The sequence below is a fragment of the Campylobacter ureolyticus ACS-301-V-Sch3b genome (assembly GCF_000413435.1).
Classification (GTDB): domain Bacteria; phylum Campylobacterota; class Campylobacteria; order Campylobacterales; family Campylobacteraceae; genus Campylobacter_B; species Campylobacter_B ureolyticus_A.
In genome coordinates this window covers 22,440-47,944 of sequence record NZ_KE340327.1, presented here as the reverse complement: position 1 = coordinate 47,944, position 25,505 = coordinate 22,440, and the positions used below count along the sequence as shown (strand labels likewise).

Below are 25,505 nucleotides of genomic sequence, written 5' to 3'. Positions count from 1 at the left end.
ATTAAGGTAAAATAGCCAAACTATATAATTTTAAAAGGTTGATAAATGAGTGAGATTTCAGTTGTGATTTTGGCTGCTGGTTTTGGAACTAGAATGAAATCAAACAAGGCAAAAGTACTTTTTGAACTATCCGGAAAGCCTATGATTTGCCATATATTGCAAAAGGCTTATGAATTAAGTGATGATGTAAGTGTTATATTAAATTATCAATTTGATGAAGTTAAAAAAATAGTTTTAGATAGCTTTGCAAATACAAAAATTTATAAACAAGATGTTGAAAATTTCCCTGGAACTGCTGGAGCACTAAAAGATGTTAAGCTAAATTCAAAAAAAACTATTATTTTATGTGGCGATATGCCTTTAATAAAACCTGATGATATAAAAAAGCTTGCTAGTTTTAAAAGTGATGCTGCACTAAGCGTGTTTAGGGCAAAAAACCCAAAAGGCTATGGACGAGTTATAACAAACTATAATAATGAAATTTTAAAAATAGTTGAAGAAAAAGATGCAAATGAGGATGAAAAAGGCATAAATTTAGTAAATGCTGGATGCTATGCTTTTAAAAGTGAAGTTTTAGCTAAAATTTTACCACTTATAAACAATAATAACGCTCAAAATGAATACTATCTAACAGACAGCATAGAAATAGCTAAAAGTATGAGCTTAACTTGCCAAGCTATTGAGGTTAGTGAAAAAAATTTTATGGGAATAAATGATAAATTTGCTTTAAGTATTGCAGAAGAGATAATGCAAGATAACATAAAAGAAAATTTAATGAAAAATAGTGTTAAGATGAGACTTCCAAAAACTATTTATATAGATTGTGAGGCAAAATTTCAAGGAGAATGTGAGCTTGAAGAAAATGTAAGTATAATAGGAAAATGCGAGATAAAAGACAGCATCATAAAAAGTGGAAGTGTTATAGAAAGCTCTAAAATTGATAGCTCTGATATTGGACCACTTGCACATATTCGTCCAAAATGTGATATAAAAAACTCTCATATTGGAAATTTCGTAGAGCTTAAAAATGCAAAAGTAAATGATATAAAGGCTGGACATTTAAGCTATTTAGGTGATTGTGAAATTGATAGTGGCACAAATATCGGCTGTGGAACTATAACTTGCAATTATGATGGAAAAAATAAATTTAAAACTATAATTGGAAAAAATGTGTTTGTAGGAAGCGATACGCAATTAGTTGCACCTGTAAATATCGCTGATGATGTTATAATCGCCGCTGGCTCAACTGTTACAAAAGATGCTAAAAGTGGGGATTTAGTAATAAATCGAGTAAAACAAACTAATAAAAGTGGGTTTTACTATAAATTTTTTGGAGATAAAAAATGATATTAAAAGATAAAAAAATACTTCTTGGAGTTTGTGGAAGCATAAGTTTTTATAAGGCTTTTGAAATTTTATCAAGTCTGAAAAAACTTGGTGCTGATGTTTATGTAATGCTAAGCGATGGAGCTTTAAAATTTGTAAATTACGAGGCATTTGAAGCATTAAGCAATCATAAAGTATTATGCACTAAAACTGAAAATTGGCAAGAAGGAATTAACCACATTGAATATTCTAAAATGGACCTTATAGTTTTAGCACCAGCTAGTGTAAATTCTATAAATAAACTAGCTCATGGCTTTTGTGATAATATTTTCATCGAAACACTAATAGCTTCAAAAGCTCCTATTATCATAGCTCCAGCTGCAAATACAAATATGCTTGAAAATGAAATAACAAAAGATTCTATAAAAACATTAAAAGAAAAAGGTGTTAAATTTATTGAGCCAGTTACAAAAACTTTAGCTTGTGGAGATGTTGGAAAAGGAGCTCTTGCAGAAATTGAAAGCATTATAAACGCGGTAAAAAAAGAGTTTTTAAAAGATGATTTTTATACTGGAAAAACAGTTATTATTACAGGCGGATCAACAAGTGAAAAAATAGATGATGTAAGAGTAATAACAAATCTTTCAAGTGGAAAAACCAGCAAAGCTTTAGCTGATGCTTTTTACTTGCTTGGGGCAAATGTTATTTTTATAAGTAGCTATGAATATAATGTACCATACAAATTACTTAAATTTGATAGTTCTTTTGGACTTCAAAGTGCTCTTTTAACGCAAAAAATGAATGCTGGAGATATCGTTATAATGGCAGCTGCGGTGAGTGATTTTATCCCAAATAAAGTAAAGGGAAAAATAAGCAAAGATGATGTCGATGGTGTTTTAACTCTAAATTTTAGAAAAAACGAAGATATCATCTCTAAAATCACAACTCCTGGGGTTAAAAAAATAGGATTCAAACTCGAAGTAAAGCAAAGCTCATCAGTTGATTTGGCAAAAAAAGCATTAAAAGATAAAGGACTTGATGCAATTTGCTTAAATGTTTTAAACGATGTTTTGACCTTTGGTAGCGAGAACACAAAAATAAGTTTTATATCAAAAAATAAAGATATTGAAACTATTGAGGGTCCAAAACAAAGTGTTGCATTTAAATTAGCCGAACTTATAAAAAGCCTTTTTGATGAATAAATTAAATCACCTTGCCATTATAATGGATGGGAATGGTAGATGGGCAAAAAAAAGAGGATTTATTCGAACAAAAGGTCATGATAGTGGCGCAAATGTAGTTGAAAATGTAGCTAAATTTTGTATAGATAAAGATATAAAAAATCTAACTTTATATGCTTTTAGCACTGAAAACTGGGCTAGACCAAAAAGTGAAGTTGAGTATTTAATTAAGCTTTTTAAAGAATTTTTAATAAAAAAAGAGGAAATTTTTATAAAAAACGAGATTAAATTTGAAACAATTGGAGATTTGAGCAAATTTGATGATGAGCTTTTAAATTTAATCACAAAAATAAAAGAAAAAACGGCTATTTTTAATAAATTAACTTTCACCTTAGCTGTAAATTATGGCTCAAAAGATGAGATAGTAAGAGCGGTTAAAAAGTTAATCTCAAAAGGTGATGAGATAAATGAAACTACAATTAGTCAAAGCCTTGACACAGCAAAAATAGGCGATGTTGATTTGCTAATTCGAACAGGCGGAGAACAAAGGCTATCAAATTTTTTACTATGGCAAGCAAGCTATGCTGAGCTATTTTTTACCCCTACTTTGTGGCCTGATTTTTCATACAATGAACTTGAAAAAATAGTAGAAAAATACACAAAAATTCATAGAAAATTTGGAGGACTCTAATGATAATTTTATCAATTTTTTATTTTATAATTGGCATTTGTGTAGCATCTTTTAGCAATGTGTTAATTTATAGACTTCCAAAAAATGAAAGTATAAATTTTCCAGCATCACACTGCCAAAGTTGTAAAACTCCTTTAAAATGGTACCACAATATTCCACTTTTTTCTTGGATTTTTTTAGGTGGAAAATGTGCATTTTGCAAAAGTAAAATAAGTCCTCAATATCCATTAGTAGAGCTTATGGGTGGAATTTTTATGCTAATTGCGCTATATAAAGAGTTTGAATTTAATGGCTTTAATTTTTCACAAAATGAGTATCTTATGCTTTTTAAGGCCTTAATGATAGGATTATTATTTATAATTTTACTTGCTTCAAGTGTGGTTGATTTCCGTTACACTGCCGTTCCTGATGCTCTTTTAAACTCATCTGTAGTTATTTCCTTACTTTATGCATTTAGTTTTGATGGAGTTAAAAATGCTTTAATATTTGCAGCAATATTTTACGCAATAAGATTTATTTTAAGCAAGCTTAAAAAAATGGAAGCTATGGGACTAGCTGATATTTATCTGTTTGCTTGTATGGGTGCTGTTTTGGGTCTAAATTTAGGATTTTTTGCTATATTTATAGGTGCAATTTTAACTTTGCCATTTTATGCAGCAGTAAGGCAAAAAGACTATGAAATGCCATTTTTTCCATTTTTATCAATAGGACTTTTTGTGGTTTATTGCTTTGATGCTTACTCTTTAAAGTTTTTAAATTTTGTAATGTATGCATAAATAGATAAAATGAGTCCAGTATGAATAAAATAAATAGATATTTACTATCAAGTTTTATAAGTAGTTTTGCCTCACTTTTTAGTGTTTTATTTTTAATAATGTCGATTGTTTTTTTTATACAAATTGCAAAAATTACTTCTTTTATAGAGATAAATAGCTCTGAACTTTTTAAATTATATCTGTTTATGTTACCTAGAATTTTAATTTTTACAACACCAATTGCCTTTTTTGTTGCTCTAGCGGTTTCTCTTTTTAGGCTTTCAAGAGAAAATGAGAGTATTGTTATATTTACTTTTGGCTATCCATCTAAAAAAATAGCTAGATTTTTTTTGTTTCTTTCGGCTATTTTATCCATAATTTTACTTTTTACTTCACTTATAATGATGCCTTATGCAGAAAATTTAAAAGATAATTTTGTCGATTATAAAAAAACACAAGCAACTTTAAACCTTAAATCAAGCGAACTTGGACAAAAATTTGGTGAATGGCTTATTTTTATACAAAGCGATGAAAAACTTAATAAAAATACAATTTATAATGATTTAATAATGTATGCACCAAAAAAAAATGATGAAAAAGAAAAAATTATCTTAGCAAAAAAAGGCGAGTTTAAAAGCGAAGATAGTGTTTTTAAAATGATTTTAAGCAACGGACTTATCTATACAGTTGATAAAAATATTCATATAACTTCATTTAAAAATATGATAATTCGCTCAAATCCAACAGGCCAGATAAGAGATACAAACTCAATAATTAATTATTGGATGAGTGCAAAAACCGATAAAAAAAGAGCAAAAGATTTAAGCATTTACACACTTGTTTCACTATTTCCATTAGCTAGTGTTTTATTTGCGATAAGCCTTGGAATTGTTACTTATAGATATGAAAAAGGGTTTGTCTATGTTGGAGTTTTTGGAGTTTTATTTAGCTATTTTGCAAGTATTATGCTTTTAGCAAAAAAGCCATTTATTGCAATTCCTGTTGTTTTTAGTCTATTTTTCATAACCTCATTATTTGCTTTTTATCAAAAAATATCTAAAAAATACTGATGAAAATAAAATTAATATACTCTTATAATGGTTCAAATTTTAGTGGCTCGCAATCTCAACCACATAAGAATTCAGTTGAGGATAGATTAAAAATGGCACTTTTTAGGGTAGGAATATTTGAAAAACTTACAACTGCTTCAAGAACAGATAAAGGAGTTCACGCACTAAATCAAGTAAGCACTACAAATTGTGGGGAATTTTGGGATTTAAACAAACTAAAAGAGCAGCTAAATCGCCACGCAAGACCTCTTATAAATATAAAAAAAATTGAAAAAGTATCTAGTGAGTTTCACCCAAGATTTAGCGCTAAGAAAAGAAGTTATAAGTATATTTTAAATCACTCAAATTTTAGTCCTTTTTTAGAAAATTTATGCCTTTTTTATGATGAAATTGATGTAGAAAAACTTAATTTAAGTCTTAGTAAATTTATTGGAAAACATGATTTTAAAGAGTTTATGAAAACAGGAAGTGATATAAAAGATAGCATTAGAGAGATTTATAAAGCTTATGCGTTTTCATATAAAAATCTTACGATTATCAAATTTCAAGCAAATGGCTTTTTAAGATCACAAGTTCGCTTAATGGTAGCAAATGCCCTAAAAGAGCAAATTTCAAACCAAAAATTTAGCTTAGAAAAGCCAATTACACGAATTCCAGCCTCGCCAAACGCTCTTTATTTAGAAAGAATTTTTTATTAAAAATTTATATATTTACTACTTTTGTTATTGGTATTTTATAAATTTAGATAAACATTTATTTCACTTTTAAAATATAATGAGTTGTATAATTTTTTAATTTGCTATTTTTACAAATAACTATCTTTTACTTGTTTTTTTCAAGATAGTCTTTGTTAATTTTCTTTATTTTATATAATTTATTCTTTTATCATTCCAGCCTCTATTAAGAATTGGCTTGGTTTATACTCAATTTTTCTTATTTTATCATATTTTGCATAGCTTAAAATAAGCTCATCTCTAGCTCTTGTAACAGCTACATAAAAAAGCCTTCTTTCTTCTTCTAGACTGCCACCACTTGCCATAAGCTTTAAATTTGGAAAACGGTTTTGTGCAAGATCTACTACAAAAACTTGAGCAAATTCCAAGCCCTTACTTGCGTGAATACTTAGCAAATTTACACCCTCACCTTCACTCATCTCTCCAGCCCCAAGTGTTAAAAAACTATAAAAACTCTCTATGTCTTTATAATTTCTAGTTAAACTTACTAAAATTTCACATTTTTGATAAATTTTTTGAATATTTTCTTTTTTTAACTCTTCATCAACCTTGCCACTTTTTAAGGTTGCTCTTTTTGTAGCAATATCATCTACAATTATGGCAAAAGCATTAGAATAAACTATATCTTTTAGAATTTCTCTTGATGAGTTTATATTTGTTGTTTTTAACAAGAGATTATAAATTTCACTTAACATATAAGCTGCACTATTACTTAATTTTGCATATTTAAGTACTGGATTTTTTATAAAATTTTGATTTATTTTTACTTCATCAAACCTTGAAACTTCATCAAAAATATCTAAATCATCAAAAAGTCCAAGTTGATAGTTTTTCTTTTTAGTTTCATAAATTTTTGCTTCCTTATCTGGATTTAAAAACCCTCTTATTATATTTCCCCCTCCAAGAGAATTTAGTGCATCATAAACTTCCTTTGAAACGGCTGCGCCAACACCCTTTGCATATTCAAAAATCTGCATAAAAGCCATAATATCTTTTGGATTTATTAAAATTCCTATAAAATTTATTAAAGACTTTATTTCCCTGTTCTCAAAAAAACTAACACCTCCTTTTCTTTTTGAAGCAATGCCTCTTTCTCTTAAGCTAGCTTCAATACCATCGGCACTTGAATTATTTCTAAAAATAACAGCAATATTTGTTTTTTCAAATTTAGAAGATTTTATTATATCAGCAATTTTTGAGTATTGAGCATAAATTTCATCAAATATTAAAAGTCTAGGATTTTTAAACTCTCCATTTCTATTTACGCTTAAATGTTTTTCGTAAAGTCTTGGATTATTTTCAATTACCTTATTTGCGAGTGCTAAAATGCCTTTCGTAGAGCGATAATTAATATTTAAAGCATAAATTTTAGCATTTTCATAACGAGTCTTAAATGAAGCAATTATATCAATATTTGCCCCATTAAATGCATAAATACTTTGATCGTAATCTCCAACACAAAATAAACTTTTCGTGTTAAAGGAATCTATTAAGCTTCCCTGAAGAGAATTTGTATCTTGATATTCATCAACTAATATTTCATTAAAATTTAAAGGAGCTCCTTTTTTAAGCTCACGTTTCATTTTTAAAAGCAAATCATTAAAATCAACATATCCAAATTTTTCTTTTTCTTCTTCAAATTCATTTAAAATATCTTCATAAATTTCAACATAAACACTTTGTTCTCCATAATTTTCAACAAACCAATTATAAAAATTTCCATCTATTATTTTATTTTGAAAAAGTGAATATATATCGTATAGATAAGCTCCAGAATAAGGCTTAACATCACTGATATTGTTAAATTTACGTTTATCAACCAATGATTTAAGTAAAATTTTAAGCTCGCTTGGTTGTTTTAAAACAACATTTTTTCCAAGAGATCTTAAAAGCGTGTAAGAAACTGAGTGAAATGTACCAGCTGTAATATCTGCGGTTATTTTTTTATCAAAATACCGCTCTAGTCTTGCAATCATCTCTTTTGAAGCTTTATTTGTAAAAGTTAAAAGAAGTATTTTTTTAGGATCTACACCGTTATTTAAAAGATGTGCAATTCTTGCAACAATTGTGGATGTTTTTCCAGTTCCTGCACTTGCAATTACTAAATTTCTTCCAAGTGGTGCAGTAGCAGCTGCTAGTTGATCTTTATTAAGTTTTGAAAGTGGCAAATTTATCTCCTTAAAAACTGTAAATTATACTTATAAAGGATAAAAGAGGGGTAAATTTATCTTTATTTTTAAGAAAAAAAATAAATTAAAATATTTTTTATAAAAAGCTTGACAATAAGCTTATTTTATACTATAATTTGATTTCATTTTTAAGTAATGGGGTATCGCCAAGCGGCAAGGCAATTGGTTTTGGTCCAATCATTCGGAGGTTCGAATCCTCCTACCCCATCCACTTACTTTTATCGCAGAGTGGAGCAGTGGTAGCTCGTCGGGCTCATAACCCGAAGGTCGGAGGTTCAAGTCCTTCCTCTGCAACCAAATCACCATTTTATCGATGTTTTAAAGCATACTTAAATTATTCTTAATATTTAAATTTTAACTACTCTTATATTTGTTTAAGTTCATACTGAATTTATTAAACTTTCGATTGTTTTTTTAGAGTTTTTTATATCAGTTGTTATATATCTTTGAGTTGTTGTTATATTTGTATGACCCAATGTAAAACTAACCTGCCCTACTGACAAGCTTAAATAATTTATAAAATATATATAGCCATAGTTGATATTTTAATATCTAATTTTAAAAACTTCTTTGATTTTATTGTTTAAACAAACTTAAACCAAACAATATAAATTTTACTTTATTATATTTATATTTATAAAAATTATTGTATTATCTTTAATATATTTTGAAATTAAGGAGAAAATATGAAAAAAAGTTTAATTAGTTCTTTGGTGGCTGTAAGCTTAGCTACATCTTTATTTGCTGAGAAAATTACAGTTGGCGCTACACCTGTTCCACATGCTGAAATCCTAGAAGCCATAAAACCTGAACTTAAAAAAGCTGGATTTGATCTTGAGATAAAAGAATTTAATGATTATGTCATTCCAAATTTAGCTACAAATGATGGTGAAATTGATGCAAATTTCTTCCAACACATTCCATACCTTGAAGAATTTAATAAAAACAAAGGTACAAATTTAGTAAAAACAGTGGCTGTTCATTTAGAACCAATGGGAATTTATAGTAAAAAAATAAAAGATTTAAATGAGCTTAAAGATAAAGCCAAAGTTTCCATTCCAAATGATCCAACAAATGAAAGTAGAGCCTTGGATGTTTTAGCTGATGCTGGTCTTATAGAGCTTGATAGTAAAGTAGAGCTTAAAACTCCACTTGATATAACAAAAAATCCTAAAAATTTAAACTTTGTTGAAATTGATGCAGCAAGTGTTCCAAGAACCTTAGACGATGTTGATATCGCTGTTATTAATACTAATTTTGCTTTAAATGCAGGATTTAACCCTTTAAAAGATGCTTTAAAATTAGAAAGCAAAGATAGCCCTTATGCAAATGTTGTTGTTGTAAAAAAAGGCAATGAAAATAGTGAAAAAATAAAAGCTTTAGATGAAGCTATCACTAGCCAAACAGTAAAAGATTTTATTGAAAAGAAATATAACGGGGCAATTTTACCAGCATTTTAAATAATTAAAAAGACGGAAAAATTCCGTCTTTTTTTAACTTAGCCAAAAATTTTATAAATATCTTCTAGCAAGAAGTATTTTTGTTCAGCAGTTCCTTTATAGAATGGATCGATTGTATCTTTGAAAGTTTTTCTAAAAAAGCCTTCTTTGCTTAATTTAACCAAAGTATCGTTAACAAAATTTAATAAATCTTTATTTCCTTTTGCAACACCAACACCTAAGAAATCAGATGCACCTAAGTTTTTAATATTAACTTCCATGTTTCTATCAACAACAGGATAAGCTAAAACTATCAAATTATCGTTTGCGTAAGCGTCACCTGCTCCATCTCTTAGCATTCTATAGCACTCATTAGAGTTAGGACAACCTACAGTATCAAAACCTTTTGAAACAAAGTAAGCTTGACCTGTGGTTCCATTTTCGACTAAAACCTTTTTACCTCTAAGATCTGATTCTTTTTTTATGTTATCACTCTTTTTAGTTAAAACACCGATATTTACTGAAAAATAAGGTAATGAAAAATCAATTTTTTTCAATCTCTCATCGGTAATTGTAAAAGTAGCAAGTAAAATATCAACCTTATTTTTTTCTACAAAATCAAGCCTTTGATCGGCTCTTGTAGCAACAAACTCAACTCTTCCACCCTTATCTTTAAAAAGATTTTGGGCTATAGCATTAGCAAAATCAACTTCAAAGCCAGTAAAAGTACCATCAACTAATTGACCAAATGGGGGCTGTTCTGTAAAAACACCAACCCTTAAAATACCTTTATCTTTTATTTCAGATAAAGAATTTGCAAATAAACTACCTAGAAATATAACACTAGATAATAAAATCTTTTTTAACATTTTTTCTCCTTTAAAAAACAGTCACTATTATAATTAAATATATCTTAATGAGAGCTTTATTTTTGAGGATTTATCTATATAATTTATAAATTTCACCCATAAAATGGAGCTATTGTTTTCGCTTCTTATAAAAATAAAAATATACAATAAAAGTTAAAATTACAAAAAGTAGAAGTAGAATTGTTATGATATGAAGTTTTTCTTTTAAAATAGTTTCATTTTGACCTAAAAAATATCCAAGCCCAAGCAAAATAACTACCCAAATTCCAGCACCCAAAGTTGTAAATAAAGAAAATTTAAAAACATTCATCCTTGCTAAACCTGCTGGAAGGCTTATATATTGTCTAATTCCTGGAATTAAGCGGCAATTAAAAGTTGAAATTTCACCATGGCGTTTAAAAAAACTTTCAAATTTTTGCATTTTATCATCATCAATGCCTACATATTTGCCATATTTTTCAATCAAACTTCTACCAAAAAAATAACATAAATAGTAATTAAAAATAGCGCCTATAAGTGATCCAAATGTCCCAGCAAAAAAAGCTAAAAAAATATTCATCTTGCCTTGAAAAACAAGATATCCAGCTGGTATCATCGCAACTTCACTTGGAAATGGGAAAAATGAGCTTTCTAAAAACATCATACAAAATATACCTAAATATCCCCAACTTTCAACCAAATTTACTATAAATGTGATTATTTCACTCAAATTTTACCCTTGTTTTTTAATCAAAAAAGCGATAGCTCTTTTTTCTTGCTATTTAACATATCTATGACATCTTGTTTATTTGCCAAAACAACTGCGTACTTAAAATCATAACTTGTCTTTATCTCTTCTAAGCTGTCATATTCAATATCGCTTTTTAAATTTAGTTTTTTTGGTGACATTGAAATTATCTCTTTACCAAATTTATCTTTTAAAAACTTAACTTCTCTTAAAAAAAGCTTGGTATCACTCTCAACTATAAAAGCTCTATAGCTTTCTCCAAAAGCTTTTATATTATAAAATTTATCTATAAAAATGCTTTCAAAATGCCCAATATTTCTTAAATCTTTAAATTTGATAAAAACATTATTTTTATCCATAAAATTTAAAATAGAGTAAGCTTCAGGCAAAAAAATTTGTGGCAAATTTAAATTAAAAATTCTATCCTTATATTCAAAGTTTAGAAAAAATAAAGATCCATCGATTAAAATTTTAGCATCGTTTTTTAAATTCAAAGTCTCATAAACAGGTGAGATTTCTTTTAAAAATTCTAAATCATCATATAAAAAAACATCACCTTTTTTTGAATTTATAAAATTAATAAAAACTTCATCTAAATTTTTACTTAAAAATTTTGTATTTCTACTAAGAGTTGAATTTTTTAAAATTTCTTTTTCAACTGGTCTTAAAAATAGATTTTTAACAGAGTTTGAGACAGCAAAAAACTGCGCTATTCTAAGTTTTGCTTTGTTTAAGTTATCAACTTTTATATATGCGATTTCGTTATTTTTAACTTCACACTTTTTATCAAAAATAACAGCGTAAGCGCCATTTTCTATCGCTTGATAAATTTCTTTTTCATCACTACTTAAAAACGCACTTCCCAAACTCACATCTTTAAGGCTTATAGCAAAGTTATCAACACTTGAAATTTGTGGTTTTGCAACCAACTTTGCATTTATTAACCTTACAAGATTTTCTATTCTCATCCAACTATTGCTCCATTTTTAACTTTGGAAAGAGTTGAAAGCAAGGTTAATTTACCATCTTCAGCACTTAAAATCATACCCTCACTTAAATGTTTAAAAATTTTAGCAGGCTTTAAATTTGCCAAAACACAAACTTGTTTTCCTATCAAATCTTTAGGATTATAGTATTTAGCTATGCCTGAAATTATTTGACGAGGATTTTCTTCTCCTAAATCAATCTTAAATTTCAATAACTTATCACTACCTTCTATGTTTTCACATTCTAAAACTTCACCAACTTTTATAACTATATTTTTAAAATCATCAAGAGTTATTAAGTTTATTGTCTTATCTTCTTTTGTCTCAACACCAACAGGAGTTTGCATCAAAGGCTCTTCAATCTTAGCAAATAACGGCTCACACTCACTTGCTTTAAAATCCAAAAGTTTATTTTCATTAATTACTTCATTATATGTTTTTGTTGAAATTTCAAAATTTAAATTCGAAGCAATTTTTAAAGCTGTTTTTGGCATAGCTGGACTTAGTAAAATAGTTGCTCTTGCAAGCAAATTTGTAACCATCGAAACTAAAGCAAAAGCTTTTTTATCTTCACCATTTTTTATTAGATTCCATGGCTCATATTTTGCAATGCTTAAATTTGCTAAATTTAAAATTTTCCAAATTTCATCTAAATATCTACTTGTTGAAATTTCACTAATTTCTTTTAAGGCATTTTTTATATAGATTTCACTTTCATTAATTTCATCTTTAAAATACTTTAAAACATCGCTACTATCAATAATAAAATTTGAATATTTCTTACTCATTCCAACAATTCTATTTAATAAATTTCCCAAATCATTACAAAGCTCACTATTTATTCTTGTGATTAATGCCTTTTGAGAAAAATCACCATCTTGTCCAAAAGGAACCTCTCTAAGTAAAAAATATCTAAATTGCTCTAGCCCGTATGCATCTGCTACTTCTTTTGGATTTATTACATTTCCAAGAGATTTGCTCATTTTTTTACCATCTCTTGTCCACCAGCCATGAGCTGCAATAGTTTTTGGCAAAGGCATATCAAGGCTCATTAAAAAAGCTGGCCAATAAATCGCATGAAATCTTAAAATATCTTTACCGACCAAATGCAAAGTGTTTTGCCAAAAATCCATATTTTTTTCATCTCTTAAATATCCAAGAGCTGATGGATATATCAAAAGAGCATCAAGCCAAACATAAATAACATGTTTTGCTTCATTTAAATTTGCAGGTAATTTAATACCCCAATCAAAACTTGTTCTTGTAATGGAAAGATCTTTTAAGCCACTTTTTACAAAATTTATAACTTCGTTTTTTCTATATTTTGGCAAAATGCAGTCTTGCTCATACCATTTTAAAAGCTTATCTTCATATTTTGAGAGCTTGAAAAAATAACTCTCTTCTTCTAAAATACTAGTTTGCTTCCCACAATCTGGACAGCACTCACCATCAACAAGCTGATTTTCAGGGAAAAAACTCTCACAACTTACGCAGTAATGCCCTTTATATTTACCTTTATAAATATCACCTTTTTCAAGCATTTTTGAAAACGCACTTTGAACAGTTTTAATGTGATCTTTATCAGTAGTTCTAAAATATTTATCATAACTTATTTCAAAATAATCCCAAAGATTTTTAAATTTCATACTAACTTCATCTGCATATTCTTGTGGTTTAAAACCTCTTTTTTTAGCTGCTTCTTCTATTTTTTGACCATGTTCATCTGTTCCGGTCATAAAAAATACTTCATCGCCTTTTAATCTATAAAATCTAGCAATTGTATCAGCTATAATTGTTGTATAAGCATGTCCAATATGTGGAATATCATTTACATAATAAATTGGTGTTGTTATAAATCTTTTCATTGTTGTCCTTAATCTTAAATTTAAAAATCAAAATCGCCCTGCTTGCCTTCGCTTAAATACTCATATGTAGCTTTTACATACTCATCTCTAAGCTTGCAATCTAACAATTTATTACAATCAAAACAAGTTTTTAAATCATGATCTTTTTGGCAAGTTTGCACTTTTTTAAGCATTTCTTGTTGAATTTCTTCATAGTTATTCATTATTTTTTCCATAAAATGTGTGCATTTTTTCTATCTCATAAGATGATCCAAAAAAACAAGGTGTTGTTTGATGAATTTTATCTATCTTTATCTCAAAAAGAGATTTTGAAAATCCATCGCTTGTTTTTCCACCTGCGCTTTCATAAATTTTAGCAAAAGGAAGCACTTCAAAAACAACTCTTAATTTGCCATTTATATGATCACTTGTTGCAGGATAGCTAAAAAGCCCACCACCTTTTAATAAAATTTGGTGTAAATCAGCAACCATAGCACCACTATATCTAAGCCTATATTTTTCATCAAAAAGGCTTTTTACAAATTTTGCGTGAGTCTTACTCCATGCCCATTGACTAGCACCTGTGGCATTTAGATTTCCTTTTTCTTTTAGTTTTAATTCTCTAACTTTTTTAAACTCACTGTTTTCATCAAGTCTATATAAAATAGGCGTTTTATCACAAATCACCATTTCAAGTCTTGGACCATAAAGACTATAAAGTGAAAGTATCAAATTTTGAGGTTTTATTTCATTTTTATAAATTCCAAAAATACTTCCAACAGCGAAATTCACATCAACTAAGCTTGATCCATCAAGTGGATCGTAAGCTACGATAAACTCACCATTTTCATTTAAATTTAAAGCCTCATCTTTTTCTTCACTTACTAAAGCTTTAACACAGCTTAATTTTGATAATTTTTTTGTTATGATTTCATCACTTAAAACATCAAGCTTTAGTTGGGTATCACCGGTTTTATTTTGATGATTGCTATATGATAAATCAGCGTATTTTAAAGCTTTACTAATTTCTAAAACAGCTTCTTTTATTGAATTTATTAAAATATCCATATTATTCCTTTATAAAGTTTATTTTACAGTTTTTTAGCATTTTCTAAAATCCATTTTGAAATATTTAAATCGTCATTTACATCAAAATGCTTTAACTCTCCACTATATTTGAGATTATTTGTTGCAATAGCATTTGAAAATTTTAAATAACTTTCTTCAATACTATCTCTAAAAATAGAAATTCTAGGAAGTGGGAGCGTTTTTAAACCCTCAACTATCAAAATATCAAAATTATCTATCATTTTTACAATATCGTTTAAATTTTTTTGTGACTTATTAAAATAAGTTGTTCTTGTAGGGCTTGTAACAACCACGTCCACACCAAGACTTGAAAATTTATAACTATCTTTTCCCTCGACATCAAATTTAGCCTTATCGCTTGGATCGTGCTTTATAATAGCTACTTTTAAATTACTTTCCAAAAAGCGCTTTGCAACCTTTAAAATCAGAGTTGTTTTTCCAGAATTTGAAGGCCCTGAAAATGCAATGCCTAATCTTTTCATTAATTTTCCTTAAAAAAAGTTTTTAATTATATCTATTTTAGGCTATAAAAAGGCTAAATTTGATAAAATATATAAAAATTTATTAAAGGCGTTGCATGAAAAAACTAAATTTATTTATTTTAGTACTTATTTTTTTAACTGGTTGTGCTGAAAAAAAAAGTGATTTAGACCCAGTTAAAAACGAGCTTTTAGCCTATACACAAAAATTTGAAAGTATTAATGGTAAAAAACGATATTTGGCAGTTTCAACATACTTAAATCCTGTTTTAAAAAATAGCGATAAAGAAATTTTTATACTCTCATCTTACCCAAAAGAAGAGATTGTTTTACTAAATTCAATAAATATAAATAGTGATTTTGACTTAAATATCACAAAACTTGATTTAGATGATGAGCTTTTAAAAATGACAAATATAAATCTTCCTTGGAGTAACCACTATAAAATCACTTCAAATGTTAAAAATAGCGATTATTTAACATTAAATTATAAAACTCAAAGTGGGATAAATGCAAATTTGAAATTTCTAAAAGTTTCAAAATCGATGTATTGGAATCCACAAATTAAACTTGATAACTAAACAGCTTCCTTAATTTCGGAAGCTGTCACTTTTAGCTGGAACTAACAAATCACTCAAAAGCTCAATAATAGAGATATTTTTTTTGGGTTCTAAAATTTGAGAATAGATAAAATAATTTGATAAAACTCTTTTTGCATACTCTCTACTTTCTTCATAATAAACCAATTCCATTGATAAAAATGGCTCAAATTTACCAGCATTAAATAAATCCCCTCTTGTTAGCATTTTTTTAGTAAAACCAATGCCACCATTATATGCATAAGCTACAAAAACAGGACTATAAACAAGTTTTTCAAGCCAGTCTAGATGAACATTTGCCATATCATAAGCCATTTTTGGGTTAAACATATCATCTTGGTCAAAGTCTTTTAAACCGCCTTTTTTCGCCCAGTCATTTGCCACAAAAGGCATAAATTGCATCATTCCAAGCGCATAAGAGATAGAAACAGCACTTTGAATGAATCTACTTTCTTGTCTTGCAAGAGCTAAAATCATAGCTTTTCTATGTAAATTTTGCCCGTTTAAATAATCCAAAAAAGGAAGTGGATAAAAGTTATCTTTATAGCCTGATAAAATATTTGAGATATAAATATACTCGCCAAGGGTTTGTTTAGTGTCAAATTTATTGGCTTCATTTTTTAGATTTGCTTTATCCATTTTAGAAATTTTATTTTTAAGTCTTACCCAGCTAAATGGATCAGTTGGATCATAGCCTTTTGGAGCTTCATTTTTAGTTGGATTTGGAATAACCAAATTTAATGTTTTATTAAATCCAGCAAGCTCTTTTGCATACAAAGAATATATATTTATATTATCACTTTTTGCCGTATTTAAAAGATCAACTTCATTACTGCTTACTAAATACGCCCATAAATTTGTTTTGTCTTTATCAATGACAGACTTAAATGTTGAGTTTGCAACCTTAAAAAACTCATAAGCTTTATTCAAATCATCATATAAAACTGCATTAATCCCTAAGTAAAATGCCCCCAAAGAGTTAAATTTTGAAGCATTTGCATCTAAAAAAGACTTTCTTAAATTTGCATATCTTTTATTTATAACAATATCTGATATAAAAGAGTTAAAAGCTTTTTCTTTGCCTAGCTCGTTTGCAAATTCCTTACTTAAAGCAATGTTAAAATCACTATTTTTTTGACTTTGAGAAAGTGAGTTATAATAACTAAAAAAATTTTTTGTATCTAAATTTTTAGCAAAATAAACAGCTGGATTCTCAGAACTCATGCCTTTTAAAAGTCTTAATTTATCTGGAAAATTTGCAAAGTCTTTTTCTAGGGACTTTAATGTTTGTTTGTTTAATTTTTTTAAAAAAGTCGGAGTTGATCTTTTAAGCTTACAAGTTAAGTTTGCATCATTTATATTTTTAACCCAAAAATTTTTACACTCATCGTAAGGTTTTGGCTTTGGGATGATTTTATAAATTTCTTTATTAAGTTTTCCTCTATTTCTATAAATTTGCTTACTTAAAGCTTTTACCTCATCTTTTTTATAATTTGTCTCTGTAATATAACGATAAATATAATAATCTTTTGCCAAAGATTTAGGCTCATTTTTAATCTCATCATAGCTTTTTACATTTGCATTTAAAAAGACAAGGCTTAAAAACAAAAATAGTATAAACTTACATCTTATAGGCATAAATTTCAACCAATTTTATAAAGAATTTATCTATAAAAGTAAGGGCTAATAAAACTATCATCGGTGCAAAATCAAGCCCGCCAAATGAAGTCGGGATAATCTTTCTTATATATCCATAAACTGGCTCAGTTAGTCTAAAAACTACTTGAACTAGTTTGTTATATGGATCTGGATTTGTAAAGCTTATAACAGCGGCAACTATGATAACAAGCGTGTAGGCAAAAATCAAAATATGCAAAATATTAACAAGTGCTAGCAAAAAAGTTTTTAAAATTAACATTTACTTACTATCTCCTTTATATCATCTTTTATAAGTGGATAAAGCTCACTAAGTTCTGGTCCGTGAGTTTGGTTTGTAAGCAATATCCTTAAGCTCATAAAAAAGTTCTTTCCTTTAAGATTAGTTAATTTCATTAAATTTTGTTTAAATTCATTGAAATTTTCATAAATTTCCACTTTTGAAATTGCATTTTTTATCAAATCTACATATTCCTTGTATTCACTTGGAATAGTTTTTTTAGAATAAATTTGAGAAATTTTATTTTTAATTTCAGGGATTAAACTTCCTTCTTGAGTATAAAATCGTATCAAATCACCAAATTTAATATCCATTTCAAAAAGTTCGCTAAGTCTTTTATTGCTTGCTATTTTAATATGCTCTCTGTTTATTTGAGTTAGCTTTTCTATATCAAATTTAGCAGGACTTTTAGAGATATTTTTTATATCAAACCACTTAATTGCATCATCTAAAGTAAAAATTTCACATGGAGTTTTATTTCCTAAAAGAACTAGGTAATTAAGTATTGCTTCAGGCAAATATCCACTATCAAGTAAAAATTTAACTGATGAGTCTTTTTCTCTTTTACTCATCTTTTTACCCTCTTGATTTAAAATAATTGGAAGATGTGCGTAGCCTATTTTTTTATCATATCCAAGTGCTTGTCTTATTAAGTCTTGCTTTGGAGTGTTACTTACGTGATCTTCACCTCTTATTACATAGCTTACATCCATAAGCATATCATCAATACTACAAGCAAAGTTATAAGTTGGAGTTTTATCTCTTCTCATTATCACAAAATTATCTATATTTTCAGGCTCAAAAACAAGCTCGCCTTTTATATCATCTGTAAATTTCATAGCATGAGATGGCTTTTTCATCCTTATAACAAAAGGCTTTGTTGTATCTAAAACTTCCATATCGCTAAGCTTTTCACAAGTTCCATCATATCTATAAGCCACGCCCTCATCTTTAGCTTTTTGCTTTTTTGCTGCAAGCTCTTCTTCTGTGCAAAAACAACAAAACGCTTTTTTATCAATCAAAAGTTTATTTGCAAATTCTCTATGAAATTTTAAATTCTTACTTTGATAATAAAGCTTATCCCACTTTATGCCAAATTTTATTAAAATTTCTTTTATATCTTCATCTTTTCCATCTATATTTCTTTCTTTATCCGTATCTTCAATACGCAAAATATAACCTTCATTTTTCTGTTTGGCAACAATATAGTTAAATATCGCGGCTCTTAAATTTCCTATATGCATATCACCAGTCGGTGATGGTGCGAAACGATACATAAATTCTTCCTTTTTTAAAATATTTTGTAAGATTATATAATAATTTTTAAAATTTCAGTTTAAAAGAGCTTGTTAATTTAGCCTTGATATAATATTTATAAATTTAATTTGAGAAAAGAAGAAAAAATGTTAAGAGAAATTCCTATTTTTAAAGATTTATCCGATGAAGAGCTTGATAAAATAGAAAATATAAGCATTATAAAACACTATAAAAAAGGTGAAATATTTTTTTTAGAGGGAGAAAAACCACTTTATCTAAGCATACTTTTGGATGGAAAATTAAAAATTTATAAAACCTCTCCAAAAGGAAAAGAGATATTTATCCATGAGATACTACCTATAAATTTTGTGGCTGAGCTAGCAAATTTTGAAAACATAACTTATCCAGCAAGCTCATCTTTTAGCGAAGATAGCACAATTTTAAGGATAGATTATTTAAAATTTGAAGAGATGTTTTTAAAAAACTCACAAGTTGCATTTGCTTTATTAAAGTCATTTTCCGCCAAAATAAAAGCTATGAATAAAGTCATAATTAAAGAAATTATTTGGGATAGTGAGGGAAAAGTTGCAAATTTTATATGTGAGAATTTCGAAGCTTTTCAAACACTAAAATATTCAAATATAGCTAAAATTTTAAATATATCTCCTGAAACATTTTCAAGAGTAATTACAAAATTTAAAAAACTTGATCTTTTAAAAACAGATGAAAATGGAAAAATTGTAGATTTTAACAAAAAAGAGCTTTTAAAATATTTTAAATTCTAAATTTAACTATCTTTAAAGATATTTTTTAATAAAATAATATTAAATTTAAAGAAAGGAGAAGGCCGTTTTATGAGAAAAAGTAATATGAAAAAAGGTTTTACAATGGTAGAGCTAATTTTTGTCATTGTTATTTTAGGAATTTTAGCTGCTTTTGCACTGCCAAGAATGGCTGCTACAAGAGATGATGCTGAAATTGCGAAATTTGCTCAAAATTTATCGACTTTGATAACTGATATTGCAGCTTATCAAACATCTCAGGCAAATTATGATAAAAAAATATCTAATATGACCTATGTAGATGTTAAAGACAATCAAGATTATAAAGCAACGCTTGATATAAGAAATAAACCTTGTATTGAAATAATTGCTTATAACGATGATGATAGTGCAAACAATATAAGAGCTGGAATGTTTGAGATAAAAACAGTAAATAACAATGAAAAGCTCTGCAAAAGAGCACTTGAATTGCCTGCTATAAAATCATATTTGCAAAGTAGAAGCAAAATATTTTTAGGTGAAAAACCTAGTTTTTAATGGGTTTTTTTGATATAATTGTTTAAATTTCATATATGTATGAAAAAAAGGAGAAAATATGAATAAAAAAGCTTTTACTATGATTGAGCTAGTTTTTGTTATTGTTATTTTAGGAATTTTAGCAGGAGTTGCACTTCCAAAACTTTCAGTTACAAGAGATGATGCTACGATGGCTAAAGTCAGGGCTGATTTAGCCTCTATAAGAAGTGGTATAGCACTCGATAAAAGCAAGGCAATGATGGAAGGAAGATTAAGTGAATGGAAAAAAGATGCTAATATAGAAGCTCTTGCCAATGATGGCTTTAAAAGTGTGGTTCAAGGTGGTATAAAAGAAGGAAATGCAAGAAATGGTTGGACTTTTAGTAAGACAACCGCAACTGCTTGCGTAGCAGGAAAATGCGCCACTTTTGCATTAGTAGGAGATAAAAATGCTTCTGGACAAGCTGGTGATTTTATTTGTATAAAGGATTACTGTAATCTTTTTGAATAAATGTTTTACTACGAAGTCTTTATTTTAGGTCTAAATTTAAGACCTCTAGCATATCATTCTAAAACTAAGCTCGGAATTTATAGCTTAGTTTTAGTTTCTCTTTCAAAAAATACAAAACAAGCTGTAGTTTTAAAAGAAGTCAAAAAGCCAAAATTTCAAACTTTAGAGATTTTAAGTATTTGTGATGAGAAATTTAGTGATATTCAAAAAACTTTGGCTAAGTTTATAAACTACTATTATGCTTGTAATTTAGGCATGGTTTTTAAAATTTTTACTCCATTTAAAAGTTCAAATTTTATAAATCATAATTTTGATAAAACTCCAACATTAAGCCCACTTCAAAGCAAAGCTTTAAATTTTACAACAGAACATAAAACAAGCCTTATATTTGGTGATACTGGAAGCGGGAAAAGTGAAATTTATATTTCACTAATAGTAAAAGAGTTAAACTTAGGAAAACAAGTACTTTTTTTAATGCCTGAAATTTCCTTAACTCCACAAATGGAAAAAAGATTAAAAGAGTATTTTGGCGATTTTGTAGGTGTTTGGCACTCTAAAATAACACCTAAAAAAAAAGAGATTTTACTTAAAAATTTTGAAGATGGAAAGATAAAATTAATTGCAGGAGCTAGATCGGCTCTTTTTTTACCATTTACAAATTTAAGCCTTATAGTTGTTGATGAAGAGCATGATGATAGTTATAAATCAGCCACAAAACCACGATATAATGCAAGAGATTTAGCTATTTTTTTAGCTAGTAAATTTGATATAAAAGTAGTACTTGGCTCAGCTACGCCTTCACTTACAACTTATAAAAAACAACCTTTTTTTAGGCTAAAAGGAACATTTTTTAAAAGCAGTAAGGAAATAATTTATGATGAAAACGAAACTGAAATTTCACCAAAAATTTTAAGAGAGATAAAAACTTGTCTTGAAAACAAAAATCAAGCTATTGTTTTTTTACCCACAAGAGCAAATTTTAAATATAAACAATGCACAAAATGTGGTGAAATAATAAAATGCCCATTCTGTAGTGTTGGAATGAGCATTCACAAAAATAAAAATGCCTTGATTTGCCACTATTGTGGATATACAACTCATAAAAATACAACTTGCCAAAAATGTGGCGGAGATACTTTTGAAGCCAAAAGAATGGGAACAAGTGAGGTTTTAGAAACTCTTCAAAATGTCTTTAAAGAAGCAAAAATTGCTAAATTTGATAAAGATGAAATAACAACACAAAGAAAACTTACAAATTTATTAAAAGACTTTAATGATAAAAAAATAGATATTTTAGTAGGCACTCAAATGCTTAGTAAAGGGCATGATTATCACAATGTAAAACTAGCTGTGATAATGGGTATTGATACTGGACTAGCGTATGCTGATTTTAGAGCAAGAGAAAAAACCTTGGCTTTATGTATGCAAATAGCTGGAAGAGCTGGAAGAGTCGGCAATGCAAAAGTATTAATACAAACAAAACAAGCTGATTTTTTTAAAAGTTATCTAGACAAATATGATGAGTTTTTAGAAGATGAAACTGAGTTTAGAGAAGATTTATATCCACCTTTTACTAAAATTTTAAGAGTTTTAATATCACATAAAGATGAAAAAACTGCAAATGAAATTACACAAAAATGCCTAGAAATCATACCTAAATTTAAAGATATCGAAGTTATTGGACATGGAAAAGCCGTAATTGAATACATTGCTTCAAAATTTAGATATGAAATACTACTTCGCTCACACACTTACAAAAATTTAGTAATGCTTTCTCATGTGCTTGAAAAAATTCCTTTTGTTGAAGTTGATATGGATGCAATATTTTTTAGCTAAACTTTAATTAGCGTATTTTATTAGATCTTTTTTACCTGCTTCTTTAAAACCTTTTAGTCTAAGTCTGCAACTATCACAAACTCCACACGCCAAATCTTCTCTTTCATAGCAACTCCAAGTATATTGCAAAGGGACTTTTAAACTAAATGCTTTTTGAACAATCTGAGCTTTACTTAAATGAACTAATGGAGTTAGGATTTTTGTTTTAATGCTTGTTTCTCGCCCTAAGTTAATTGATTTTTCCATGCTTTTTATAAACTCTTGGGAGCAATCAGGATATCCACTACTATCTTCTTCAACTACTCCTATAAATATCGCCTCACACTTTTCACGCTCGGCTAAAGCTGCTGCAATGCTTAAAAATATACCATTTCTAAAAGGAACATAAGTTATTGGCACCTCATTGCTTAGTCCATCTTTTGGAATTTCTAAACTCCTATCAGTTAAAGCATTAGCCCCAATTTGAGAAATAAAACTAACATCTAAAATCTCTTTTTTAACAACCTTTAACTCATCACAAATTTTATTAAAACACTCTTTTTCCTTATTCATAGTTCTTTGATTATAATCAAAATGAAGCGCAACTATCTCATAGCCTTCGTTTTTTGCTATATATGCTGATGTTACACTATCCATTCCACCACTTATTATACAAAGTGCTTTTTTCATTTTCACCCTTTTATATTATAAATTTTGGTATAATCTTAGCCAAATTTAACTAAAAAAGGATTTTAAATTTGATAAGTTGCGATGAGAAATATCCTAAAATTTTAGATTTAATTGCTAGTGAATTAACAGATGCTGAGATTGAGCTTATCTTTTTAAACACTAGCGAGATGCATGATCTTAATAAAAAAGAAAGAAACATAGATAAAACAACTGATGTTTTAAGCTTTCCTTATGCTAAAATACCAAATTTTCCACTTGGTTCAGTTGTTATAAATTTAGATCTTGCAGATGAAAAATCAAAGGAGCTTAAACACAACTTAGATGATGAAATCGCCCTACTTTTTACACATGGATTACTTCATATTTTAGGATATGATCACGAAATAGACAATGGAGAAATGAGAAAAATGGAAGAAAAAATTATAAATAAATTTAATCTTCCAAAAAGCTTGATTGTAAGAAATTCATAGACTACTATTATTTTTAAATGTTGCTTCGCCCATTGTTTATCCTTTTTAAATTTTATTTATTATAATTTTATTACTTTTAAGTAATAATTTAGTTACTATTTTTCATTTACTTGTTGTCGCCAATGTAAATTACCTTTTCCTTATCATCTTTATTTGCTCTTAAAAAACTGAACATATTATAATGTTTTTGGTAGTCATTTCTCCACGATACCATTCCTTTAGTAGTAAAAGTTCCATTTTTATCTGAGCAATGTTTATCGTAATAATTTATTGTAATATTTAAATTCCTAAAGTCCTCTTTTGTTCTATCACCACTTATCAATGATTTTTTTCTTTCATTATAAAAAAAAATATAGTCCTCATAACACATATCATACTCTCTTTTCATAAGTTCTTTTGAAGGTTGTCCTGAGACATTATGTTCAAGTAGTAAATCTAGCATTGGTTCGAAGTTTGGGATATCTTCTAGCGGTTTATATAAACTATGGTTATATTTTAATTCATCCATAGATAAATTATAGTCAAACATATCTCTTTTTGATTGTTTTGCAAGAATTATAAGATTATCAATATCTTCTTTTGTAAAAAAATCATTTATGGAATTTCCAACCTCTACTTGGTCGTATTCATTTATACGATTATAGGTATATGGTTTATAACCATCTCTAAATGCCATTTTTGCAAGCTCATAGGAGTTGCTATAAACTAAATAATCAAAAACATAAACTGCTGGTTTTGAATGGTCGTGATTAAATTCTATATCTTTATAAATAATATTAACATTATCTCCATCCACAATTAGTTTTTCTGTGTTGTAGTAATTTGGCAAGTTAGTTAAATAATATTGTATAACTTTTGCTTCTTCAAATTTAATCCCATTATTAAGTAAAATTTTAACTACTTTTATACTATTCATAGATAAAGCATAAGCAAAAGGGTTTAAACCTTGCTCATCTTTAGCTCTGATGTCTGCACCAAGATTAATTAACTCTTTTGTTGTGTTTTCATCTCCCCAAAAACTAGCATACATTAAAGGTGTAACTCCGCCATACAATATATAATCAACACTAATATTATTATCTTTCATAAAAGATAAGATTTTATTTGTATTTTTTGACTTAAGAAGTTTTTTAAGTTCTATATCTTTAAGTGGCTCTTCAACTACATTTGGCTTTGAGTTATAATCTATATCCCAATACCTAAAACTAAAGCTATCAACTTCTTCTTGAGTCACATACTTTGAAATTTCAGAACCTGGTTTTATAATGGTATCAGCTGTAACTGTAAAATGAGAATTTTGAGAGAGTTCAAATTTATTATAAACTATAAAAGCAACTAAAACTAAAGTTATAATTATAAATGAATTTAAAAATTTGTTTTTCAAATTTAACCTTTAAATGTAATGAAGAAATTATATAACTTTGTTGCTTAAAATCAATTTTCAAAAAGTTTTATTTTTAATGATAACAATAAATATATTATAGATAATATTTTAAAAAGAGATAAAATTTAAGGTGCCAAATTTAGCACCTTAATTGATTTATATAAAT

General features: G+C 27.9%; 26 protein-coding genes and 2 tRNA genes. 15 read left to right on the top strand and 13 right to left on the bottom strand.

Annotated elements, in window-relative coordinates; all coding sequences use genetic code 11:
* Window positions 1-45 precede the first annotated feature (45 nt).
* The 6 genes from glmU to truA are packed head-to-tail and all read left to right on the top strand — an operon-like array spanning window position 46 to window position 5,721.
* Complete coding sequence (glmU, locus tag HMPREF9309_RS05385; RefSeq protein WP_016646906.1) at window positions 46-1,347, top strand: bifunctional UDP-N-acetylglucosamine diphosphorylase/glucosamine-1-phosphate N-acetyltransferase GlmU; 1,302 nt, start codon at window positions 46-48, stop codon at window positions 1,345-1,347.
* Entirely contained in the window at window positions 1,344-2,528 is a 1,185-nt protein-coding gene (gene coaBC / locus HMPREF9309_RS05380) for a bifunctional phosphopantothenoylcysteine decarboxylase/phosphopantothenate--cysteine ligase CoaBC (protein WP_016646905.1), read from the top strand. The genes glmU and coaBC overlap by 4 nt, the downstream gene beginning before the upstream one ends.
* On the top strand, window positions 2,521-3,198 hold the full coding sequence (gene uppS / locus HMPREF9309_RS05375; protein ID WP_016646904.1) for a polyprenyl diphosphate synthase: 678 nt from the start codon (window positions 2,521-2,523) through the stop codon (window positions 3,196-3,198). Before coaBC ends, uppS begins: the two co-directional genes overlap by 8 nt.
* Window positions 3,198-3,974 carry a prepilin peptidase gene (locus HMPREF9309_RS05370; protein WP_016646903.1) on the top strand — a complete coding sequence of 259 codons (777 nt, stop codon included), beginning with the start codon at window positions 3,198-3,200 and terminating at the stop codon, window positions 3,972-3,974. The genes uppS and HMPREF9309_RS05370 overlap by 1 nt, the downstream gene beginning before the upstream one ends.
* Before the next feature lie 20 nt (window positions 3,975-3,994).
* A complete protein-coding gene (locus tag HMPREF9309_RS05365; protein ID WP_016646902.1) occupies window positions 3,995-5,023 on the top strand; it encodes an LptF/LptG family permease in 1,029 nt (342 codons plus the stop codon).
* Complete coding sequence (gene truA / locus HMPREF9309_RS05360) at window positions 5,020-5,721, top strand: tRNA pseudouridine(38-40) synthase TruA (RefSeq protein WP_231370850.1); 702 nt, start codon at window positions 5,020-5,022, stop codon at window positions 5,719-5,721. Before HMPREF9309_RS05365 ends, truA begins: the two co-directional genes overlap by 4 nt.
* A 176-nt stretch (window positions 5,722-5,897) precedes the next feature.
* Here truA and HMPREF9309_RS05355 read toward each other — a convergent pair whose 3' ends face one another.
* The gene (locus tag HMPREF9309_RS05355; RefSeq protein WP_016646900.1) at window positions 5,898-7,925 is read right to left on the bottom strand and encodes an ATP-dependent helicase; all 2,028 of its coding nucleotides are present in this window, start codon (window positions 7,923-7,925) and stop codon (window positions 5,898-5,900) included.
* A 157-nt stretch (window positions 7,926-8,082) separates the two neighbouring features.
* Here HMPREF9309_RS05355 and HMPREF9309_RS05350 point away from each other — a divergent pair.
* From HMPREF9309_RS05350 to HMPREF9309_RS05340, 3 genes are all read left to right on the top strand, one after another.
* Window positions 8,083-8,157 (top strand) — tRNA-Gln (locus HMPREF9309_RS05350).
* Window positions 8,158-8,168: 11 nt separating this feature from the next.
* Window positions 8,169-8,243: transfer RNA gene (locus HMPREF9309_RS05345), tRNA-Met, on the top strand.
* Window positions 8,244-8,632: 389 nt separating this feature from the next.
* Complete coding sequence (locus tag HMPREF9309_RS05340; RefSeq protein WP_016646899.1) at window positions 8,633-9,406, top strand: MetQ/NlpA family ABC transporter substrate-binding protein; 774 nt, start codon at window positions 8,633-8,635, stop codon at window positions 9,404-9,406.
* Between the two features lie 38 nt (window positions 9,407-9,444).
* On the opposite strand, the gene HMPREF9309_RS05335 is transcribed toward HMPREF9309_RS05340, so the two are convergent.
* From HMPREF9309_RS05335 to mobB, 7 genes are all read right to left on the bottom strand, one after another.
* Window positions 9,445-10,254: a transporter substrate-binding domain-containing protein gene (locus HMPREF9309_RS05335; protein ID WP_016646898.1), complete on the bottom strand. Its 810-nt coding sequence runs from the start codon at window positions 10,252-10,254 to the stop codon at window positions 9,445-9,447.
* Between the two features lie 109 nt (window positions 10,255-10,363).
* Window positions 10,364-10,963: a DedA family protein gene (locus HMPREF9309_RS05330; RefSeq protein WP_016646897.1), complete on the bottom strand. Its 600-nt coding sequence runs from the start codon at window positions 10,961-10,963 to the stop codon at window positions 10,364-10,366.
* 20 nt (window positions 10,964-10,983) lie between these two features.
* Window positions 10,984-11,949 (bottom strand): hypothetical protein, encoded by a 966-nt coding sequence (locus HMPREF9309_RS05325; protein ID WP_016646896.1) that lies wholly within the window; start codon window positions 11,947-11,949, stop codon window positions 10,984-10,986.
* On the bottom strand, window positions 11,946-13,832 hold the full coding sequence (metG, locus tag HMPREF9309_RS05320; protein WP_016646895.1) for a methionine--tRNA ligase: 1,887 nt from the start codon (window positions 13,830-13,832) through the stop codon (window positions 11,946-11,948). Before metG ends, HMPREF9309_RS05325 begins: the two co-directional genes overlap by 4 nt.
* 20 nt (window positions 13,833-13,852) lie before the next feature.
* The gene (locus HMPREF9309_RS05315) at window positions 13,853-14,035 is read right to left on the bottom strand and encodes a hypothetical protein (protein WP_016646894.1); all 183 of its coding nucleotides are present in this window, start codon (window positions 14,033-14,035) and stop codon (window positions 13,853-13,855) included.
* Window positions 14,028-14,879, bottom strand: a complete 852-nt coding sequence (locus tag HMPREF9309_RS05310) for a class 1 fructose-bisphosphatase (RefSeq protein ID WP_016646893.1) — start codon at window positions 14,877-14,879, stop codon at window positions 14,028-14,030. Before HMPREF9309_RS05310 ends, HMPREF9309_RS05315 begins: the two co-directional genes overlap by 8 nt.
* Window positions 14,880-14,902: 23 nt before the next feature.
* A complete protein-coding gene (mobB, locus tag HMPREF9309_RS05305) occupies window positions 14,903-15,382 on the bottom strand; it encodes a molybdopterin-guanine dinucleotide biosynthesis protein B (RefSeq protein WP_016646892.1) in 480 nt (159 codons plus the stop codon).
* Window positions 15,383-15,477: 95 nt separating this feature from the next.
* Here mobB and HMPREF9309_RS05300 point away from each other — a divergent pair, with 95 nt between their 5' ends.
* A complete protein-coding gene (locus tag HMPREF9309_RS05300) occupies window positions 15,478-15,960 on the top strand; it encodes a hypothetical protein (protein WP_016646891.1) in 483 nt (160 codons plus the stop codon).
* Window positions 15,961-15,969: 9 nt separating this feature from the next.
* Here HMPREF9309_RS05300 and HMPREF9309_RS05295 read toward each other — a convergent pair whose 3' ends face one another.
* The 3 genes from HMPREF9309_RS05295 to gltX are packed head-to-tail and all read right to left on the bottom strand — an operon-like array spanning window position 15,970 to window position 19,191.
* Complete coding sequence (locus HMPREF9309_RS05295; RefSeq protein WP_016646890.1) at window positions 15,970-17,616, bottom strand: lytic transglycosylase domain-containing protein; 1,647 nt, start codon at window positions 17,614-17,616, stop codon at window positions 15,970-15,972.
* Window positions 17,600-17,896 carry a YggT family protein gene (locus HMPREF9309_RS05290; RefSeq protein ID WP_016646889.1) on the bottom strand — a complete coding sequence of 99 codons (297 nt, stop codon included), beginning with the start codon at window positions 17,894-17,896 and terminating at the stop codon, window positions 17,600-17,602. The genes HMPREF9309_RS05295 and HMPREF9309_RS05290 overlap by 17 nt, the downstream gene beginning before the upstream one ends.
* The gene (gene gltX, locus HMPREF9309_RS05285) at window positions 17,890-19,191 is read right to left on the bottom strand and encodes a glutamate--tRNA ligase (protein ID WP_016646888.1); all 1,302 of its coding nucleotides are present in this window, start codon (window positions 19,189-19,191) and stop codon (window positions 17,890-17,892) included. Before gltX ends, HMPREF9309_RS05290 begins: the two co-directional genes overlap by 7 nt.
* 126 nt (window positions 19,192-19,317) lie before the next feature.
* Here gltX and HMPREF9309_RS05280 point away from each other — a divergent pair, with 126 nt between their 5' ends.
* From HMPREF9309_RS05280 to HMPREF9309_RS05265, 4 genes are all read left to right on the top strand, one after another.
* Window positions 19,318-19,956, top strand: coding sequence for a Crp/Fnr family transcriptional regulator (locus tag HMPREF9309_RS05280; RefSeq protein ID WP_016646887.1), 639 nt, complete (start codon window positions 19,318-19,320; stop codon window positions 19,954-19,956).
* Window positions 19,957-20,040: 84 nt separating this feature from the next.
* Window positions 20,041-20,490, top strand: coding sequence for a type II secretion system protein (locus HMPREF9309_RS08780; RefSeq protein WP_414526228.1), 450 nt, complete (start codon window positions 20,041-20,043; stop codon window positions 20,488-20,490).
* A gap of 58 nt (window positions 20,491-20,548) precedes the next feature.
* Window positions 20,549-20,980 (top strand): type II secretion system protein, encoded by a 432-nt coding sequence (locus HMPREF9309_RS05270; protein WP_016646885.1) that lies wholly within the window; start codon window positions 20,549-20,551, stop codon window positions 20,978-20,980.
* A complete protein-coding gene (locus HMPREF9309_RS05265; RefSeq protein ID WP_016646884.1) occupies window positions 20,981-22,816 on the top strand; it encodes a primosomal protein N' in 1,836 nt (611 codons plus the stop codon). It begins immediately after the preceding gene.
* Between the two features lie 3 nt (window positions 22,817-22,819).
* On the opposite strand, the gene queC is transcribed toward HMPREF9309_RS05265, so the two are convergent.
* Complete coding sequence (gene queC / locus HMPREF9309_RS05260; protein WP_016646883.1) at window positions 22,820-23,485, bottom strand: 7-cyano-7-deazaguanine synthase QueC; 666 nt, start codon at window positions 23,483-23,485, stop codon at window positions 22,820-22,822.
* Between the two features lie 68 nt (window positions 23,486-23,553).
* Between queC and ybeY the strand changes: the two genes are divergently transcribed.
* Entirely contained in the window at window positions 23,554-23,955 is a 402-nt protein-coding gene (gene ybeY, locus HMPREF9309_RS05255) for an rRNA maturation RNase YbeY (protein WP_016646882.1), read from the top strand.
* Window positions 23,956-24,061: 106 nt separating this feature from the next.
* On the opposite strand, the gene HMPREF9309_RS05250 is transcribed toward ybeY, so the two are convergent.
* On the bottom strand, window positions 24,062-25,339 hold the full coding sequence (locus HMPREF9309_RS05250) for an ankyrin repeat domain-containing protein (protein WP_016646881.1): 1,278 nt from the start codon (window positions 25,337-25,339) through the stop codon (window positions 24,062-24,064).
* Window positions 25,340-25,505 lie beyond the last annotated feature (166 nt).

Coding starts and splice junctions, on each gene's coding strand:
- glmU (WP_016646906.1), top strand. CDS start 46: ATGAGTGAGATTTCAGTTGTGATTTTGGCTGCTGGTTTTGGAACTAGA.
- coaBC (WP_016646905.1), top strand. CDS start 1,344: ATGATATTAAAAGATAAAAAAATACTTCTTGGAGTTTGTGGAAGCATA.
- uppS (WP_016646904.1), top strand. CDS start 2,521: ATGAATAAATTAAATCACCTTGCCATTATAATGGATGGGAATGGTAGA.
- HMPREF9309_RS05370 (WP_016646903.1), top strand. CDS start 3,198: ATGATAATTTTATCAATTTTTTATTTTATAATTGGCATTTGTGTAGCA.
- HMPREF9309_RS05365 (WP_016646902.1), top strand. CDS start 3,995: ATGAATAAAATAAATAGATATTTACTATCAAGTTTTATAAGTAGTTTT.
- HMPREF9309_RS05340 (WP_016646899.1), top strand. CDS start 8,633: ATGAAAAAAAGTTTAATTAGTTCTTTGGTGGCTGTAAGCTTAGCTACA.
- HMPREF9309_RS05335 (WP_016646898.1), bottom strand. CDS start 10,254: ATGTTAAAAAAGATTTTATTATCTAGTGTTATATTTCTAGGTAGTTTA.
- HMPREF9309_RS05325 (WP_016646896.1), bottom strand. CDS start 11,949: ATGAGAATAGAAAATCTTGTAAGGTTAATAAATGCAAAGTTGGTTGCA.
- metG (WP_016646895.1), bottom strand. CDS start 13,832: ATGAAAAGATTTATAACAACACCAATTTATTATGTAAATGATATTCCA.
- HMPREF9309_RS05315 (WP_016646894.1), bottom strand. CDS start 14,035: ATGAATAACTATGAAGAAATTCAACAAGAAATGCTTAAAAAAGTGCAA.
- HMPREF9309_RS05310 (WP_016646893.1), bottom strand. CDS start 14,879: ATGGATATTTTAATAAATTCAATAAAAGAAGCTGTTTTAGAAATTAGT.
- mobB (WP_016646892.1), bottom strand. CDS start 15,382: ATGAAAAGATTAGGCATTGCATTTTCAGGGCCTTCAAATTCTGGAAAA.
- HMPREF9309_RS05300 (WP_016646891.1), top strand. CDS start 15,478: ATGAAAAAACTAAATTTATTTATTTTAGTACTTATTTTTTTAACTGGT.
- HMPREF9309_RS05295 (WP_016646890.1), bottom strand. CDS start 17,616: ATGCCTATAAGATGTAAGTTTATACTATTTTTGTTTTTAAGCCTTGTC.
- HMPREF9309_RS05290 (WP_016646889.1), bottom strand. CDS start 17,896: ATGTTAATTTTAAAAACTTTTTTGCTAGCACTTGTTAATATTTTGCAT.
- gltX (WP_016646888.1), bottom strand. CDS start 19,191: ATGTATCGTTTCGCACCATCACCGACTGGTGATATGCATATAGGAAAT.
- HMPREF9309_RS05280 (WP_016646887.1), top strand. CDS start 19,318: ATGTTAAGAGAAATTCCTATTTTTAAAGATTTATCCGATGAAGAGCTT.
- HMPREF9309_RS08780 (WP_414526228.1), top strand. CDS start 20,041: ATGAAAAAAGGTTTTACAATGGTAGAGCTAATTTTTGTCATTGTTATT.
- HMPREF9309_RS05270 (WP_016646885.1), top strand. CDS start 20,549: ATGAATAAAAAAGCTTTTACTATGATTGAGCTAGTTTTTGTTATTGTT.
- HMPREF9309_RS05265 (WP_016646884.1), top strand. CDS start 20,981: ATGTTTTACTACGAAGTCTTTATTTTAGGTCTAAATTTAAGACCTCTA.
- queC (WP_016646883.1), bottom strand. CDS start 23,485: ATGAAAAAAGCACTTTGTATAATAAGTGGTGGAATGGATAGTGTAACA.